We start from the raw sequence: 16,540 nt of genomic DNA, 5'->3' as shown, positions 1-16,540 counted from the left end.
ATCAGCCACCGCGGCCCGGAGGCAGAACCGGCGCCCCCCGACCTGGTGCACCCGACCTCCGCCACCGTGGCACCCATCCACGCCTGACCCAGCGGGCAGCACCCATCCGCGCCTGACCCGGCGGACGGCACCCAGCCACGGCACCTCCGGTGCAGCGCCAGGCAGGCGGCCCCCGCCGCCGATCAGCCACCGCGGCCCGGAGGCAGAACCGGCGCCCCCCGACCTGGTGCACCCGACCTCCGCCACCGTGGCACCCATCCACGCCTGACCCAGCGGACGGCACCCAGCCACGGCGCCCCCGATGCGGCGCCAGGCAGGCGGCCCCTGCCGCCGATCAGCCGCCGCGGCGGCCCGGAGGCAGAACCGGCGCCCGCCGACCTGGTGCACCCGACCTCCGCCACCGTCGCGCCCATCCGCACCTGACCCAGCGGACGGCACCCAGCCACCATCGCGCTGACCGGCGCCGCGGCGAGCACCGTGCCTCGGGTGCAACTCCGGGCAGCCAGCCGCCGTCCGCCTACGTGAGCGGCCGCAGCACCTTCGCGAGCCACTCGTGCACCGTGCGGTACACCGCTTCCAGGTCGGCGTCCAGCGCGTGCGTCCCGCGCACCACGACGACCTCGTGGTGCGGCCCCGGCTTCGGGCAGCCGAACGCGTCGGTCTCGCCCTGCACCACCAGCGTCGGGACCTCCACCGCGTCCAGCTCGGCCTGCCTGCTCTTCTCCGGCTTGCCCGGCGGGTGCTCCGGGAACGCCAGGCACAACACGGCCACCGCCTGCCCGGCCGCCGCCGTCCGGCACGCCACCCGCGCCCCCGACGAGCGGCCGCCGAACACCATCGGCAGGTCGTCGAAGCGATCGCACAGCTCCTCGGCCACCGCGAGCCACGCCGTGTCCAGCTGCTTGGCGGGCGCGGGCGCCCGGCGACCTGCCACCCGGTAGGGCTGCTCGACCAGCACGACGTGCACCCCGGCCGCCTGCCCGGCGCGGGTGGCCGCGACCAGGTCCTTCGCCTCGATCCCGCCGCCGGCGCCGTGGCCGAGCATCAGCACCGCCTCGCCGTCGGGCGCGCAGTGCAGCTCCGCCATGGCCGGGCCGTGCGGAGTCGGGATCTCGATCCGGGTCATGGTTTCGGCAGGTCGAACAGGGCGTCGGCGGCGTCCAGGTCGGTGGCAGGCTCGACCCGCTCGATCAGCTCCGGGCCGTTGTTGCGCACGTTGCCGACCCGGTCGGACACCGGCCGCAGCTCGATGGTCTCCATCAGGTCCATCGGCGGCGCCAGCAGCTCGCCGACCTCGGTGCGGTCCGGGTCGAGCCACTCGGCCCAGTTCCGCTCGTGGATGACCAGCGGCATCCGGTCGTGCACGTCGGTCAGCCGCCCGGCCGCGTCGGTCGTGATGATCGAAAAAGTGATCAGCTGCGGGGCGTCCGGATCCTTCGGGTCGCGCCAGGTGTCCCAGATCCCGGCGAAGGACAGCGAGTGGCCGTCCGGCCGGGTCATGTAGAACGGCTCCTTCTGCTTGCCCGTGCGCCGCCACTCGTACCAGCCGTCGGCGGGCACCAGGCAGCGCCGCTGCGCGAGCGACTTCTTGAAGGCCGGCTTCTCGGCGGCAGTCTCGGCGCGGGTGTTGATCATCCGGTTGCCGACGGACACGTCCTTGGCCCAGAACGGAACCAGCCCCCAGCGCATGACCCGCAGGCTGCGCACGGCGGGCTCGTCCTCCAGGACCTGCCCGTCGGCGTCCCGCGGGTGCCGCTGCACCACGGTGACCACGTTCTTCGTCGGCGCGACGTTGTAGTCGGCCTCGCGCGCCTTGCCGTCGGTCTCGTCCACGGCGTCGAACTCCTGGGCCAGGTCGGCCGGGTTCTTCTTCGCCGCGTAGCGGCCGCACATCTCGCCCAACTCCTTCGGACCGGCTGCGGATAACCCATCGTGACACGGGTGGCGCACCACTGGCGAGCGGGATGGGGGATCATCTGTGCTCGGAAGGAGGCTCGGAGCTTGGCACGCAGGGACTGGCGCGATCTGGACGAAAGCGACGTCCGCGTGCGCCCGGGAAAGGGCTCGCGCCCGCGCAGCAAGCGGCGGCCGACCCACTCCGACGCCACCCAGGCGATGGTGATCGCGGTCGACCGCGGCCGTTGGACCTGCGCGATCGACAGCGACCCCGGCCGCCTCGTCACCGCCATGCGCGCCCGTGAGCTGGGCCGGACCCCGGTCGTCGTGGGCGACCAGGTGGGTCTGGTCGGCGACACCAGCGGCGAGCCGGGCACGCTGGCCCGCATCGTCCGGGTCGACGAGCGCACCAGCCTGCTGCGCCGCACGGCCGACGACACCGACCCGTTCGAGCGGGTGGTCGTCGCCAACGCCGAGCAGCTGCTCATCGTCACCGCGCTGGCCGATCCGCCGCCGCGGCCCGGGTTCATCGACCGCTGCCTGGTCGCGTGCTACGCCGGTGGCCTGCAGCCGGTTCTGTGCCTGACGAAGGCCGACCTGGCGAGCCCGGACGAGCTGCTGTCCCGCTACGCCGAGCTGGACGTGCCTGCGGTGGTGACCCGCTTCGACGAGGATTCGCTGCCGCTGGCCGACACCGTGCGCGGCCGGGTGTCCGCGCTCGTCGGCCACTCCGGGGTCGGCAAGTCGACACTGGTGAACCGGCTGGTGCCGGACGCCGAGCTGGCCACCGGTGAGGTCAGCGCGGTCGGCAAGGGACGGCACACGTCCGTCGCGGCCGTCGCGCTGCCGCTGCCCGACGGCGGCTGGGTGATCGACACGCCGGGCGTGCGGTCGTTCGGCCTGGCGCACGTGACCGCCAACGACATCGTGGCGTCCTTCGACGAGTTCGCCGAGGCCGCCGAGGAGTGCCCGCCGGGGTGCGGGCACCTGGGGCCGCCGGAGGACCCGGACTGCATGCTCGACGAGGTCGAGGACAAGCGCCGTCTGCCGTCGCTGCGCCGCCTGCTCGCATCGCGGGCGGGCATGGAGGTTTGATCTTCGCCGGTTTTGCCCATCCCTGTCGGTGACAACCCACTTGGGGGACATTCGACTGAGGGATTCTTGTCATGCGCAAAATCGCTCTTCTGGCGGGTGCGCTGGCGCTGGTCGCCGGCACCACCGCCTGTGGTTCGACCGCGGAGTCCGGGCAGGCCGGCGAGACGCCCGCGCTGTTCGGCAACGCCCAGGAACTGGTGCTGGCCTCGTCCGGCAAGACCAGCCAGGCGCAGACTGCGAAGTTCACGCTCACCGGCTCGGTGGCGGGCCAGACCCTGAACGCCGGCGGCGAAGGGCGCTTCACCGGGCCCTCGCCGGCGATGACCATGACCATGACCGTCGCCGGGCAGAGCCAGGAGATGCGGGTCGTGGACAAAGTTCTCTACCTGAAGCTGCCGCCGGAACAGGCGGCGCAGGCGGTCGAGGGCGGCAAGCCGTGGGCGAAGGTGCCGGAGGACAGCGAGGCCGGCAAGGCCATCGGCGCGAGCATGGACCAGGCCGCCCAGGGTGACCCGACGCAGATCCTGGATCAGATCCAGCAGGCAGGCACGATCACCCGCAGCGAGCAGACCACGCTCGACGGGCAGCCGGTGAGCCACTACTGGGTCAACCTGGACGTCGCGAAGGCCACCGGCACGCTCAACACCGGTGAACTGCCGCCGGAGGTGCTGGACAAGCTGAAGAACTCCGGCGCCGTCATCCCGGTCGAGATCTGGCTCAACTCCGACCAGCTGCCCGTGCAGGTCACGCAGGACCTGACGCAGGTGATGCAGGCGGCGGGCGCGCCGGCAGGCGCGCAGAGCGCCACGATGACGATGAAGTACCGCGACTGGGGCGCGCCGGTCGACGTCACGGCCCCGCCCGCGGATCAGGTCGGCGAGCTGAAGACCGCGGCCTGACAGAAGTAACGCGGGAGTCCTCTTGGGACATATCCCCGTTAGCCGCCCGAAGACGGGTGGCCCCGACCAAAGGGGAATGTTCCACATGAAGAAAACCGCTCTCGCGTCCGGGATCCTGGCGCTGGTGCTCGGGCTCACCGCGTGTGGTGGCGGGGAGTCCGGCTCCAGCGGCGGGACCGCGGGCCCGGCGCTGTTCGGCGACGTGCAGGAGCTCGTCCGGGCGGCGTCGGCGAAGACCGGTCAGGTGCAGTCGGCGAAGTTCACCATCTCCGGCTCGATCGCCGGGCAGCAGATGACCGGCTCCGGCGAGGGCCGCTTCAACGGCGCCGACAGCGCGATCGCCATGACGATGTCCGTCGGCGGGCAGAGCCAGGAGATGCGCATCGTCGACAAGGTCCTCTACCTCAAGCTGCCGCAGGAGGCGCAGGCCGCGACCGGTGGCAAGCCGTGGGCGACGTTCCCGGAGGGCAGCGAGGCCGCGAAGACGCTGGGCGCGAGCCTCGAGCAGGCCGAGTCGAACGACCCGTCGAAGACGCTGGAGCAGATCGAGAAGGCAGGCACGATCACCCGCAGCGAGCAGACCACGCTCGACGGGCAGCAGGTCAGCCACTACTGGGTCACCATCGACGTGGCGAAGGCGTCCGACGAGCTGGCCTCGTCCGGTCTGCCCGCGGAGACGCTGGAGCAGCTGAAGTCGATGAACGTGACCTACCCGATGGAGCTGTGGCTGAACAGCGACCAGCTGCCGGTGCAGATCACGCAGGACCTCGGCCCGGTGATGCAGGCCGTGGGCGCGCCCGCCGAGGCGCAGCAGGCGAAGATCACGATGAAGTACAGCGACTGGGGCGCCCCGGTCGACGTCACCGCCCCGCCCGCCGACCAGGTGGGCGAGCTCAAGATCGGCGGCTGAACCGGTTGTCGCGGCGCGGTCTCGGTTCGCCGGGACCGCGCCGTTTTCCGTAACGCGAGTGTCCCTTCGCGACATATGTCCGGTAGTTCACCCGGCAGAGGTGATCCGACCGGGGGGAACACCCGCGTGAAGAAGTCAGCTTTGGTCCTCGCACTCGCGCTGCTGGTCAGCGCCTGCGGCGCGCAGCCCGCTGCCGGACCAGCCCTCTTCGGCGACGCGCAGACGCTGGTGCGCGCCGCGACCGAGCAGACGGGCAAGGCCCAGACGGTGCGGTTCTCCGTGGCGATGACCGTGGCGGACCGTGAGGCCACCGCCACCGGCGAGATGCGTTTCACCGAGCCCGGGTGGGCCATGAAGATCACGCACACGGCCGACGGCGTCACGTCCGAGACGCGCGTCGTGGACGGCGCGCAGTACGTGTCGATCCCGGAACAGGCCCGCGGGCTCACCGGGGGCAAGCCGTGGGGCTGCTACCCGGCGGACAGCGCGAAGGGCAAGGAACTCGGCGCCATGATGCGCGAGTCCGGCCAGAGCGACCCCGCGCAGGTGCTCGACGACGTCCGCAAGGGCGGCACCATCGACCGCAGCGAGCAGACCACGCTCGACGGGCGGCCGGTGAGCCACTACTGGATCACCGTCGACCTGGGGAAGACCTCCGGGCTGGCGGAGATGGCAGGCCGGACGGCGCCGATGGAGTTGTGGCTCGACGCCGACCAGCTCCCCGCCCAGATGCTGTTCGACTTCAGCGGGCTCGCGTCCGAGGGCGACCCGCCGATGGGCCCGATGACCATGCGCTACACCGGCTGGGGCGAGCCGGTCGACATCGCCGCCCCGCCCGCCGACCAGGTCGCCGAGCTGCCCGCCGGCTAACCCATGTGCGGGTAGCCGATGGCGGTAGGCGCGTCGAACGTCTCCTTCACCGACCGCGGGCTCGTCCACCGCAGCAGGTTGAACATCGACCCGGCCTTGTCGTTCGTGCCGGAGCCGCGGGAACCGCCGAAGGGCTGCTGGCTCACGATCGACCCGGTCGGCTTGTCGTTGACGTAGAAGTTGCCCGCCGCGAACCGCAGCGTCTGGTGCGCCTGCTGCACGGCGGCCCGGTCGTCGGCGAACACCGCGCCGGTCAGCGCGTACGGCGAGGTGCGGTCGACCAGTTCGAGGATCTCGCCGTACGAGCCGTCGTCGTAGACGTGCACCGCGAGGATCGGCCCGAAGTACTCGGTGGCGAAGGCGGTGTGCGCCGGGTCGGCGGACACCAGCACGGTCGGCTCGACGAAGTACCCGATCGAGTCGTCGCAGTGGCCGCCGACCAGGACGTCGAGGTCGTTCTCCGCGTCCACGCTGTCGAGCAGCCGCTGGTGCTTGGCGAACGCCCGCGCGTCGATCACCGCCCCGCCGAACACCGACAGGTCCGCGACGTCGCCGTACCTCACGGTCCGCGTCAGGTCCGCCAGGTCGTCCCGCAGCCCGCTCTCCCACAGCGACCGGGGGATGTACGCGCGGGAGGCCGCGGAGCACTTCTGCCCCTGGTACTCGAACGCGCCCCGGACGAGCCCGGCCACCAGCTTCTCGCGGTTCGCCGAGGCGTGCGCGACGACGAAGTCCTTGCCACCGGTCTCGCCGACGATGCGCGGGTAGCTCGCGTAGGTGTCGAGGTTCTCCGCGATCCGCCGCCACAGGAACTTGAAGGTCGCCGTCGAACCGGTGAAGTGCAGGCCCGCGAACCCGGGGTCGGCGAGCGCGACCTCGCTGACCGCGTGCCCGTCGCCGGTCACCAGGTTGATCACGCCCGGCGGCAGGCCGGCCTCCTCGAACACCTGCATCGTGTAGTGCGCGGCCAGCTGCTGGGTCGGCGTCGGCTTCCAGACGACCGTGTTGCCCATCAGCGCGGGCGCGCTGGGCAGGTTCCCGGCGATCGCGGTGAAGTTGAACGGGGTGATCGCCACGACGAACCCGTCCAGCGGCCGGTAGTCCATGCGGTTCCACGCGCCCGGCACCGAGTTCGGCTGCTCGGCGAGGATCCGGCGCGCGTAGTGCACGTTGAACCGCAGGAAGTCGATCAGTTCGCAGGCGGCGTCGATCTCGGCCTGCTGCACCGACTTCGACTGGCCGAGGATCGTCGCGGCGTTGAGCGTGTCGCGGTGCCGCCCGGCCATCAGGTCCGCGGCGCGCAGGAACACCGCCGCGCGCTCGTCGAACGGCATCTCCCGCCAGGCGGGCGCGGCCTCCTTCGCGGCGGCCACGGCGTCCGCGACGTCCTCGGGGGTGGCCTGTGCCGACGTGCCCAGCACGTGCGCGTGGTCGTGCGGCTGGACGACGTCGAAGGTGTCCCCGCCCGCCATCCGCCGCCTGCCGCCGATGGTCTGCGGCAGCTCGTGCTTGTCGCCCTCCAGCTCGGCGATCCGGCGTTGCAGGGATTCCCGCTCGGCACTGCCCGGCGCGTAGGTCCGGACGGGCTCGTTGACCGGGACGGGCACGTTCGTGATGGCGTCCATGCCTACCTCCTCGACGGCTGCTGTAAACGCTAGAGCAGGTCGAGGAGGAACGGCAGCTCTTGAGGCGCGTACCAGGCCAGTTCGTGGTCCTCCGCCTCGCCGAGGACGAACTCCGCGTCCGGGTCGCCGAGGTCCGCGGCGTCGATGACCCGGGCGGCCGCGCGCACGGCCTCCTCCGCCTCCTCCGCGTCGACGTGCACGGCCGCGACGTCCTCGTAGCTGATCGGCCCGGACACCTTCACCACCGGCGCGTCCAGGTCCGGCCGTGGCGTCGCGTTCTCGACGTCGACCGAGATCACCACCCGCCGCGGGAGCTCCTTGGCGTCCTCCTCGGCGGCGCCGATCAGCCTCAGGGACGCGCGAGCGGCGTCCAGCAGCGCGACGTACTCCAGCTCCTCGGTGTCCCCGCTGAGGTAGGACTCGCGCAGCGCCGGGGTCAGGGCGAAGCCCGTCCCGCCGGGCGGCTGCAGCCTGCCGTCCGCCACCAGCCTGCGCAGCATTCCGATCGTGCCCGGAAGGTAGACCCTCACCAGCTCGCACCCTTCAGCTCTTCCAGCGAATCCTCGATCATCCCAGCGAGGACGTCCACATCGGACAGCGCCTTGCGGTCACCGTTGAGTCCGAAGTAGACGCCGCCGTGGTAGGACGTGACCCCGATGGCCAGCGCCTGGTTGCGCGCCAGCGGGATCACCGGGAACATCTCGGTCATCCTCGCCTGCCCCGCGTACAGCGGCACCTGCGGCCCCGGCGAGTTGATGACCAGCAGGTTGAAGATCCGCCCGGAGAACGAGCCTGCCGCGCGGGCGGCGAGCGCGTGCATCGTCGCCGGGGCGAACCCGCCCACCTTGAGCATCGCGCGGGCGGCCACCGAACGGCCCGAGTCGGCGTGCGCCCGCAGCGTGTGGCTGATGTGCTGGAGCCGAAGGACCGGGCTGGGCTCGCCGACCGGCAGGTCCACCAGGTACGGCTCGACCTCGTTGTTGACCAGTCCGGCCGGGGAGAACTCGACGGTGTCCGGTTCGAGCACGGCCAGCGGGACCAGCGCGCGGACCGTGGTCGCCTCCGACACGCCCTCACCGCGGGAGAGCAGCCACTCACGCAGCGCGCCGGTGATCGCGGCGAGGACGATGTCGTTGACCGTGACGCCGTGCTCGGCGCGGATCTTGCGGTAGTCCTCCAGGCGCGTGCGCACCACGTCGAACACGCGGCCGCCGGAGACGTGCCGGTTGAGCGGCCCGGACGGCGCCGGCTGCAGGACGCGGTGGACCGCGGCGGCGACCCCGCCGACCGCGTCGGTGACCTTGCCCGCCGTGGCGGACAGGTCGCTCACCACGTCGCGCACGTTCTCCACGAGTTCACCCGGACGGCGGACCGCCTCGCTGACGGCGTCGAGCACGAGCTGGGCGGGGCTGGGCAGGCGGCGGGGCGTCCAGGTGTCCTCGTATGGCTCGCAGGCCTGCGGCATCGTGTCCAGGATCAGCTGTCCCAGCTCGACGGTGCCGGTGCCGTCCACCACGGACTGGTGGGTCTTGGTGACCAGCGCGACCCGGTCGCCCGCGAGGCCTTCGACGAAGTAGGCCTCCCACAGCGGGCGCTCGTGGTCCATGGGCCGGGCCATCAGGCGGGCGACCAGCTCGTACAGCTGGTCGTCGGTGCCTGGGCCGGGCAGCGCCGAGCGGCGGACGTGGTAGTTGAGGTCGAAGTCGACGTCGTCCACCCAAACCGGGCGGGCGAGGTGGCCGGGCACGTTCAGCACGCGCTGCCGGTAGCGCGGCAGGAACGCGAGGCGCTGACCGACCAGGCACAGGAGCTGCTCGTAGTCGAACCCGTCGCGCGGCCGCTCGAAGACCGCGACGCCGCCCACGTGCATCGGCGTCGTCGCGTCCTCCAGGTAGAGGAACGACGCGTCGAGTGCGGAAAGGCGGTCGGGCATGACGCGATCCTGACACAGACTGGTCTACTAGTGCTCGTGGCTGAAACGACCATCTCCCCGAAAGACCGATTCCTGACCGTCTACGGGCGCAAACCGGTGCTGGAAGCCCTGGACGACCCGGAGCTGCGGGTGGACAAGGTCATCCTCGCCGACACCGCCCGCGGTCCGGCCGCGGCGGAGATCCAGCGCGCGGCGAAGGCGGCCGGCGTGCCGGTGCAGCGGGCGAGCGCGCACCGGGTGAAGGTTCTGGCCGGCAACGGCAAGCAGGACCAGGGCGTGCTGGCGGACGTGGTCGCGCCCCGGATGCGGCCGCTGAGCGCCGCGCTGGCCGACGCGCCGGCCCGGGTGCTGCTGCTGGACGGCATCACCACGCCCGCGAACGTGGGGATGATCCTGCGCACCGCGACGGCGGCCGGGCTCGGCGGGATCGTCGTGCCGCGGCGCGGTGTGGCGGCCCTGGACCCGCTGGTCGTGAAGGCCTCGGCAGGGGTCGCGTTCCGCGCGCCGGTCCTCCGCTGCGCGACGGCCGCCGAGGCCGCGTCCATGCTGGTAGATGCTGGATACGGATTGTATGCACTTGGTGCACAGGGCGGATCGTCGCTGTTCGAGGCGCCGTTGCCGGAGCGGGCCGCGTTCGTGCTCGGCGGGGAGACGGCCGGGGTGAGCGACGAGGTCGCCTCGCTGGTGACCGGGTGGCTGTCGATCCCGATGCCGGGCGAGGTCGAATCGCTGAACGTGTCCGCGGCCGCGGCGGTGCTGTGCTTCGAACTGGTCAGGCGGGGAACAACGCGCTGAGTTCGGCGAGCGTGTCCGCCACCGAGGTGTGGTGCACGCCGACCATGCCGGCCGCGGTGGCGCCGTCGACGTTGGCCCGCGAGTCGTCGACCATGACACAGCCGGTCACGGGGAGGCCGAGTCGTTCGGCGGTGAGCCGGAAGACCCGCGGATCCGGTTTGGCGATGCCGACCTCGCCGGAGAAGACGAACGCGTCGAAGTGGCGGGCGAGACCCCCGCGGCCGGCGCCACCGTCCGCATTGGACAGCAGCGCGGTCCGAATTCCCCGCTCGCGCAAGGCATCAACGGCGGCCAGCAGGTCGGCGGCGTCCGGATCGGTCAGCACACCGGCGTAGTCGAGCACCAGTCCTCGCAGCACAGGCGGACCCTACCGGCCCCGTTCACACCATCGGGCCAAGGCTGTCCGGTTCTCCCGGAAGTGCCGCTCTAGGGAGCGGCATGACTCGACCGAGGGGGACCGATGACCGGACTGTGCGAGCTGTACCCGTACGAACCGAACCGCGGCGCGGCGCCGCCGGATTCGATTCCGGAACAGGCGGGGGCCGCCCGCACGTGGCGGCGCGGCCGTCCAGGCGAACCGCTCGAACTGCGCCACGCGAGGACCGTCCTGACGGCGATCCTGGAAGTCCGCTCCGGACGGCGCGCGCCGGGCCAGTTGCGGGCGGTGGTCACGCCGCGGATGTACCAGCACCTGCGGGGCGCGCCGCCGTCGCCGGGCCCGCGTTACACGGTGAAGTCGGTGCGGGCGAGCCACAGCACACCCGGCACGATCGAAATCTGCGGAACCGCACACGCCGACCGCCGGGCGACCGCCGTGATGGCGAGGTTCGAACACTCCGAAGCCGGCTGGCGGTGCGGCTTCTTCACCGTCGTGCAGCCGCAGAGACACCGCTGACCCGCTCCGGCTCCTGGCGCACCTGCCAGGAGCCGGAGCACGGCCGCGCCAGCCCCCAGCGGGCACGTGTCAAGGGGCGCGCGGCACGACGCGCGCCTCAATCTCCTCGGGGCGCAGCGGCACTCGCTCACCTGCGAATTCGCTCAGTGGGCACCAGGCGTGCGGCAACACCCGCCAAGCGCGTGGGAGCGGCACCACGCACCCACAACCCGGCAACCCAGCAGCGCGCCGACACCCGGCCCAACGACCGCCCACCAAAAACCGCAAAAGCACGCGGGGGCGGCACCAACCGGTGCCGCCCCCGCGCGAAAAACCCAGCTCAGCGACGCTTCTTGGTCTTCTTCGCCTGGGTGCGGGCAGCCGCGCGACGCTCCCGCCGCGTGCCCGCCGCGCCCTGGCCGTCCGAGGACGCCGTGGCCGTCCCGCGGGACTGCACGCCGCCCTGCTCGGCCGGCCCGGAGAAGGTCAGGCCCTGCTGCGGGTTCTCGTTGCCGAGCCCCTTGCCGCGCAGCGCGCTCGGCACCGGGGCGCGCGGCGGCTCGGGCTGCTGCTGCGGCACGGGCTGCGCGTGCCGCCCACCGCCCGCCGCCGCGGGCGCGGCCGCGGCCGGAGCCGCCGCCTCCTGCGGCTGCGCCGCCTCGACCTGCAGGTTGAACAGGAAGCCGACGGCCTCCTCCTTCAGCGAGTCCAGCATGGCGTTGAACATGTCGAAGCCCTCGCGCTGGTACTCGATCAGCGGGTCGCGCTGCGCCATGGCCCGCAGGCCGATGCCCTCCTTGAGGTAGTCCATCTCGTAGAGGTGCTCACGCCACTTGCGGTCCAGCACCGAGAGCAGCACCTGCCGCTCCAGCTGCCGCATCGCGCCCTCGCCGACCCGCCCGTCGATGTCGGCCTCGCGCCGGGCATAGGCGGCCTTCGCGTCCTCGACCAGCGCGTCCCGAAGCACCTCGGCGCTGAGGTCCTCGTGCTCCTCCATCAGGTCTTCCCAGTTCAGCGACACCGGGTAGAGCTGCTTGAGCGCGGTCCACAGCTTCTCGTGATCCCAGTCCTCGGCGTAGCCCTCGGCCGTGGCGCCATCGACGTACGCGGTGAGCACGTCGACCAGCATGTGCTGCATCTGCTCGGAGAGGTCCTCGCCCTCGAGGACGCGGCGGCGCTCGGCGTAGATCACCTTGCGCTGCTGGTTCATGACCTCGTCGTACTTGAGGACGTTCTTGCGGATCTCCATGTTCTGCTGCTCGACCTGCGTCTGAGCGCTCTTGATGGCCCGCGAGACCATCTTGTGCTCGATCGGCATGTCGTCGGGCAGCCGCATGGTCGTCATGACCCGCTCGACCATCACCGCGTTGAACCGGCGCATCAGCTCGTCACCGAGCGACAGGTAGAACCGCGACTCGCCGGGGTCGCCCTGACGGCCGGAGCGGCCGCGCAGCTGGTTGTCGATGCGGCGGGACTCGTGCCGCTCGGTGCCCAGCACGTACAGGCCGCCGGCCTCGCGGACCTCCTCGGCCTCCGCCTTGACCTCGGCCTTGACCTCTTCGAGCACCTTCGGCCACAGGGCCTCGTACTCGGCGGAGTTCTCGACCGGGTCCAGGCCGCGCTCGCGCAGCCGCTCGTCGGCGATGATGTCCGGGTTGCCGCCCAGCACGATGTCCGTACCGCGGCCGGCCATGTTGGTCGCGACCGTGACGGCGCCCTTGCGGCCGGCACGCGCGATGATCAGCGCTTCCCGGTCGTGGTACTTCGCGTTCAGCACCTCGTGCGGCACGTTCAGCTTGACCAGCAGCTTCGACAGGTACTCGGACTTCTCGACGCTGGTGGTGCCGACCAGCACGGGCTGGCCCTTGGCGTGCCGCTCGGCGATGTCCTCGGCGACCGCCTCGAACTTCGCCTCCTCGGTCTTGTAGATCAGGTCCGGCTGGTCCTTGCGGACCATCGGCCGGTTGGTCGGGATCGGCACCACACCCAGCTTGTAGGTCTGGTGGAACTCCGCGGCCTCGGTCTCGGCGGTACCGGTCATGCCGGCGAGGCGGTCGTAGAGGCGGAAGTAGTTCTGCAGCGTGATCGTGGCGAGCGTCTGGTTCTCCGCCTTGATCTCGACGCCTTCCTTGGCCTCGATCGCCTGGTGCATGCCCTCGTTGTAGCGGCGGCCGGCCAGGATGCGGCCGGTGAACTCGTCGACGATCAGGACCTCGCCGTTGCGGACGATGTAGTCCTTGTCGCGCTTGTACAGCTCCTTGGCCTTGAGCGCGTTGTTCAGGTAGCCGACCAGCGGCGTGTTCGCCGACTCGTACAGGTTGTCGATGCCGAGCTGGTCCTCGATGAAGGCGACACCCTTTTCGGTGACACCGACGGTCCGCTTGCGCTCGTCGACCTCGTAGTGGGTGTCGCGCTTCATCAGCGGCGCCATGCGGGCGAACTCGACGTACCAGCGGGCCGACTGCTCGGCCGGGCCGGAGATGATCAGCGGTGTCCTGGCCTCGTCGATCAGGATCGAGTCGACCTCGTCGACGATGGCGAAGTTGTGCCCGCGCTGGACGCAGTCGTCCAGGCTCCACGCCATGTTGTCGCGCAGGTAGTCGAAGCCGAACTCGTTGTTCGTGCCGTAGGTGATGTCGGCGTGGTAGGCCTTGCGGCGCTCCGCCGGCGTCATCTCGGACAGGATCGCGCCGACCTCGAGACCGAGGAAGCGGTGCACGCGGCCCATCCACTCCGAGTCGCGCTTGGCGAGGTAGTCGTTGGTGGTGACGACGTGGACGCCCTTGCCGGAGATCGCGTTCAGGTACACCGGCAGGACCGAGGTCAGGGTCTTGCCCTCACCGGTCTTCATCTCGGCGACCTGGCCGAGGTGCAGCGCCGCGCCACCCATCAGCTGAACGTCGTAGGGGCGCTGACCGAGCACCCGCAGGGCGGCCTCGCGGGCCACCGCGAACGCCTCGGGCAGCAGGTCGTCCAGCGACTCGCCGTCCCCGCCGTCGTGCCGCTCGCGGAACTCGGCGGTCTTGCCGCGCAGCTCGTCGTCGGTGAGGTCCTTCACCTCGTCTTCGAGGGTGTTGATGTGTTCGGCGATGTTGCGCAGCCGCTTGATCATCTTGCCCTCGCCCGCACGCAGCAGGCGGTTGAGAACCATCCGGTCGACCTCACTAGCTGTTGGGACGCACCCAGGCTCAGTCCCTGGACCGCGCCGTGTCCGACACCTCTCCGACCCGTGGTGCGGGTCGTGCGCACCCTCCATCGTAGGGAAGGAGCGCGCGTCGGCGCACGCAACGTGCGAACATGCGCGAAACGGCCCGCGCGCTCCTCGCGCGCGGGCCGTTCGCAGACGCCGCTAGTGGTCGAGGCGGATCACGCCGTAGGCGAAGCCCTTGCGCCGGTAGACGACGCTGGGGACGCCGGCCTCGACGTCGTTGAAGAGGTAGAAGTCGTGTCCGACCAGCTCCATCTCGGAGAGGGCCTGGTCGATGGTCATGGGTTTGGCGGAGTGGTGCTTCTCCCGGACGATCCGGCCGGGGAGGTGTTCGGCGGCTTCGTCGTCCCATCGCTGCTGGGTGGGCAGCTCGATGTCCTCCGGGAGTGCCGTGCCGACCTCTTCGGCCACGGGCGCCGGCGCCTCGAGCACTGCGGTCGACGCGCGGCCGGTGGCCGGCGTCGCCCCCGCGGCGACGGCGCTCGACGTCGCTTCGGCGACGGATTCCGGACAGCGGCGCCCGTAGTGGACGCGCCGGCGGTCGTGCATCTTGCGAAGGCGGTTCTCGAGCTTGTTGAGAGCGGTGTCGAGGGCGGCGTAGAAGTCCCCGGCGGTGGCCTCGGCCCGGACGACCGGGCCCTTGCCCCGGCCGGTGATCTCCACCCGCTGGCAGTTCTTCAGCTGCCTGCGGTTGGGCTCGTGGAAGAGCTCGACCTCGTAGCGGAAGACCTTCTTGTCGTAGCGCTCCAGGCGCTCGAGCTTGTCACCGACGTGTGTGCGGTAGTGATCCGGCACCTCGACGTTACGGCCTTTGACGACGATTTCCATACACGACCTCCCTCATTGCGGAATGAGTTCGAGAGCTCTCCTGATGGATCGGCGCCGACGCCGCTCCCGCCCGACCGGTCTGATGGCAGAACCGGGGGTCAATCTTCCGTCGGCGCCAGGGTCATCGGCTGTTCACCTCCCTGCCGGCGGGACTTGCTATAGCGCAGCACGCTAGCGCGGTAACGCGGATCACAAAACCCCCCGAGCCGGGGGATGTCACGGATCGGGAACCGGTGACGGTGCGCGTCCGAACCCGTCCGGGCGCGCTGACCTGCTGCTCCGTTCGGAGCAGGACGCGAGACCGGTTTTCACCTTGACATTGCGCCGTTTTCCGGCGTCCAGCCCCGTGGGTGACGGAACCACGCTCCGGCCGCAGCACTCCCCTGGACGCTTGCGGGTGAGCCGCTCCGCCGTTCCAGGGCCTCATGTCCCGACAACGGCCGGGGACCGCCTCGCGTTCCCGGCGAGGCGCGCCCGAGTGGGTGACAGAGGCAGGATTCCTTGTCACACAAAGAAGAAACCTGAACGCCGATCAGTTGCGGGTGGACGGAGCGCCGGGTCTGCGCGCTGCCAGGAGCCGCCTCGCCGACCGGCTCCGGTTGGTCCATTTGATCTAATCACCGGCCGCCCGGGGCTGCGGCGTCCGAAACTGTCGGTGCCCGTCCGCACACTCTCCGCATGAACATCGCACTGGATCTGCTCCTCCCCGCCCTGTGCGCTGCCTGCGGGGTGGCCGGCGCCGCCTGCTGCGCGGCCTGCCTGCTCGAACTCGCGCGCCCGCACCCGGCTCCGCGCGGGTCGGCCGGGGTGCCGGTGTACGCGCTGGTGGCCTACGAGGGCACCGCACGGCGTCTCGTGCTGGCCTACAAGGAACGCGGCCGCCGGGACTTGGCCGATCCGCTGGGGCGGGCGCTGGCCGCCGCGCTGCCCCACCTCCCCGAGGCCAGGGCGGCCCCGGACGGGACGTGGTGGCTGGTCCCGGCCCCGTCGCGCCGGTCGGCATCGCGGCGGCGGGGTGGGGCGCACCTGCTCCGCCTGGCCCGGCGGTGCGCCGTGCACCTGGCCCGCGCCGGGCACGCGGCCGCCGTCGCCCCGGCGCTGTGGTTGTCGTCCCGGGCCCGCGACGCGGTGGGGCTCGACCGCGACCAGCGCGCGGAGAACCTCGCCGGCCGCCTCCGGCTCGACCCGCGGGGCCACCCACCGCCCGGCGTGCCGGTCGTCCTGCTGGACGACGTGACCACCACGGGCGCGACGATCGCCGCCTGCACTCGCACACTCGCCGCCGGAGGCTGGGAGGTGAGCACAGCACTGGTGCTGACCGCCGCCGGCTGACCCGGCGCCCCCGGGGCTCGCTGTCGCACACCCAAGGATCCGCCGGAGTAGGACGGCGAGCCGTCACCACCCGGTCGCCCTGACAGCTACCGGGTGCCCCGCGGCCCTCCGCCGCCGGAGCTCGCTACCGCGCGCCCGCAGGTCCCCCGGGGTACAACGGCGAGGCGCCGCCGCCCAGTCGTCCTCACGGCCGCCGGGTGACCCGGAACCATCCGCCGCCGCGGCTCGCTACCTCGCGCCTGCAGAACCGCCGAGGTACAACGGCGAGGCGCCGC

The 16,540-nt window shown here is 71.5% G+C and carries 15 protein-coding genes; 7 read left to right on the top strand and 8 right to left on the bottom strand.

All coding sequences use genetic code 11. The annotated features are described in order from the left end of the window. Nucleotides 1-517: 517 nt before the first annotated feature. Together ABZ193_RS05530 and ABZ193_RS05525 are read right to left on the bottom strand one after the other, a co-directional pair. Nucleotides 518-1,126, bottom strand: coding sequence for an alpha/beta family hydrolase (locus ABZ193_RS05530; RefSeq protein WP_237339567.1), 609 nt, complete (start codon nucleotides 1,124-1,126; stop codon nucleotides 518-520). Continuing rightward, nucleotides 1,123-1,893 carry an SOS response-associated peptidase gene (locus ABZ193_RS05525; RefSeq protein WP_020420500.1) on the bottom strand — a complete coding sequence of 257 codons (771 nt, stop codon included), beginning with the start codon at nucleotides 1,891-1,893 and terminating at the stop codon, nucleotides 1,123-1,125. The genes ABZ193_RS05530 and ABZ193_RS05525 overlap by 4 nt, the downstream gene beginning before the upstream one ends. A gap of 108 nt (nucleotides 1,894-2,001) precedes the next feature. On the opposite strand from ABZ193_RS05525, the gene rsgA reads away from it, so the two are divergent. The 4 genes from rsgA (at nucleotide 2,002) to ABZ193_RS05505 (ending at nucleotide 5,670) form a co-directional block, all read left to right on the top strand. After that, nucleotides 2,002-2,991, top strand: coding sequence for a ribosome small subunit-dependent GTPase A (gene rsgA, locus ABZ193_RS05520; protein ID WP_020420501.1), 990 nt, complete (start codon nucleotides 2,002-2,004; stop codon nucleotides 2,989-2,991). 71 nt (nucleotides 2,992-3,062) lie between these two features. After that, a complete protein-coding gene (locus tag ABZ193_RS05515) occupies nucleotides 3,063-3,890 on the top strand; it encodes a hypothetical protein (protein WP_237339569.1) in 828 nt (275 codons plus the stop codon). Nucleotides 3,891-3,975: 85 nt separating this feature from the next. Next, nucleotides 3,976-4,800 (top strand): hypothetical protein, encoded by an 825-nt coding sequence (locus ABZ193_RS05510; protein ID WP_354709026.1) that lies wholly within the window; start codon nucleotides 3,976-3,978, stop codon nucleotides 4,798-4,800. 141 nt (nucleotides 4,801-4,941) lie between these two features. Beyond that, nucleotides 4,942-5,670: a hypothetical protein gene (locus tag ABZ193_RS05505; RefSeq protein WP_354709025.1), complete on the top strand. Its 729-nt coding sequence runs from the start codon at nucleotides 4,942-4,944 to the stop codon at nucleotides 5,668-5,670. On the opposite strand, the gene pruA is transcribed toward ABZ193_RS05505, so the two are convergent. Genes pruA through ABZ193_RS05490 form a run of 3 tightly spaced genes read right to left on the bottom strand, consistent with a single transcriptional unit; the run spans nucleotide 5,667 to nucleotide 9,228 of the window. Continuing rightward, the gene (gene pruA, locus ABZ193_RS05500; protein ID WP_354709023.1) at nucleotides 5,667-7,295 is read right to left on the bottom strand and encodes an L-glutamate gamma-semialdehyde dehydrogenase; all 1,629 of its coding nucleotides are present in this window, start codon (nucleotides 7,293-7,295) and stop codon (nucleotides 5,667-5,669) included. The genes ABZ193_RS05505 and pruA overlap by 4 nt on opposite strands. Before the next feature lie 29 nt (nucleotides 7,296-7,324). Next, nucleotides 7,325-7,825, bottom strand: coding sequence for a hypothetical protein (locus tag ABZ193_RS05495; RefSeq protein WP_020420506.1), 501 nt, complete (start codon nucleotides 7,823-7,825; stop codon nucleotides 7,325-7,327). Beyond that, entirely contained in the window at nucleotides 7,822-9,228 is a 1,407-nt protein-coding gene (locus tag ABZ193_RS05490; protein WP_020420507.1) for a wax ester/triacylglycerol synthase family O-acyltransferase, read from the bottom strand. Before ABZ193_RS05490 ends, ABZ193_RS05495 begins: the two co-directional genes overlap by 4 nt. Nucleotides 9,229-9,258: 30 nt before the next feature. On the opposite strand from ABZ193_RS05490, the gene ABZ193_RS05485 reads away from it, so the two are divergent. Continuing rightward, a complete protein-coding gene (locus ABZ193_RS05485; RefSeq protein WP_354709021.1) occupies nucleotides 9,259-10,023 on the top strand; it encodes an RNA methyltransferase in 765 nt (254 codons plus the stop codon). Here the strand turns inward: ABZ193_RS05485 and ABZ193_RS05480 are convergent. Continuing rightward, nucleotides 10,001-10,381 carry an HAD-IA family hydrolase gene (locus ABZ193_RS05480; RefSeq protein WP_020420509.1) on the bottom strand — a complete coding sequence of 127 codons (381 nt, stop codon included), beginning with the start codon at nucleotides 10,379-10,381 and terminating at the stop codon, nucleotides 10,001-10,003. The two genes, ABZ193_RS05485 and ABZ193_RS05480, sit on opposite strands and share 23 nt — an antisense overlap. Before the next feature lie 102 nt (nucleotides 10,382-10,483). On the opposite strand from ABZ193_RS05480, the gene ABZ193_RS05475 reads away from it, so the two are divergent. Further along, complete coding sequence (locus ABZ193_RS05475; protein WP_020420510.1) at nucleotides 10,484-10,918, top strand: Rv3235 family protein; 435 nt, start codon at nucleotides 10,484-10,486, stop codon at nucleotides 10,916-10,918. Nucleotides 10,919-11,237: 319 nt separating this feature from the next. Here ABZ193_RS05475 and secA read toward each other — a convergent pair whose 3' ends face one another. Further along, on the bottom strand, nucleotides 11,238-14,048 hold the full coding sequence (gene secA, locus ABZ193_RS05470; protein WP_354709020.1) for a preprotein translocase subunit SecA: 2,811 nt from the start codon (nucleotides 14,046-14,048) through the stop codon (nucleotides 11,238-11,240). 198 nt (nucleotides 14,049-14,246) lie between these two features. Next, nucleotides 14,247-14,933, bottom strand: a complete 687-nt coding sequence (gene raiA / locus ABZ193_RS05465) for a ribosome-associated translation inhibitor RaiA (RefSeq protein WP_020423366.1) — start codon at nucleotides 14,931-14,933, stop codon at nucleotides 14,247-14,249. Nucleotides 14,934-15,611: 678 nt separating this feature from the next. On the opposite strand from raiA, the gene ABZ193_RS05460 reads away from it, so the two are divergent. Next, complete coding sequence (locus ABZ193_RS05460) at nucleotides 15,612-16,265, top strand: ComF family protein (RefSeq protein WP_354709019.1); 654 nt, start codon at nucleotides 15,612-15,614, stop codon at nucleotides 16,263-16,265. Nucleotides 16,266-16,540: the final 275 nt, after the last annotated feature.

Origin of the sequence: Amycolatopsis sp. NPDC006125, from assembly GCF_040614195.1 — a bacterium.
GTDB classification, from domain to species: Bacteria; Actinomycetota; Actinomycetes; order Mycobacteriales; family Pseudonocardiaceae; genus Amycolatopsis_E; species Amycolatopsis_E tucumanensis.
The sequence above is the reverse complement of the archived record's forward strand: the minus strand, read 5'-3'. Positions and strand labels throughout refer to the sequence as shown.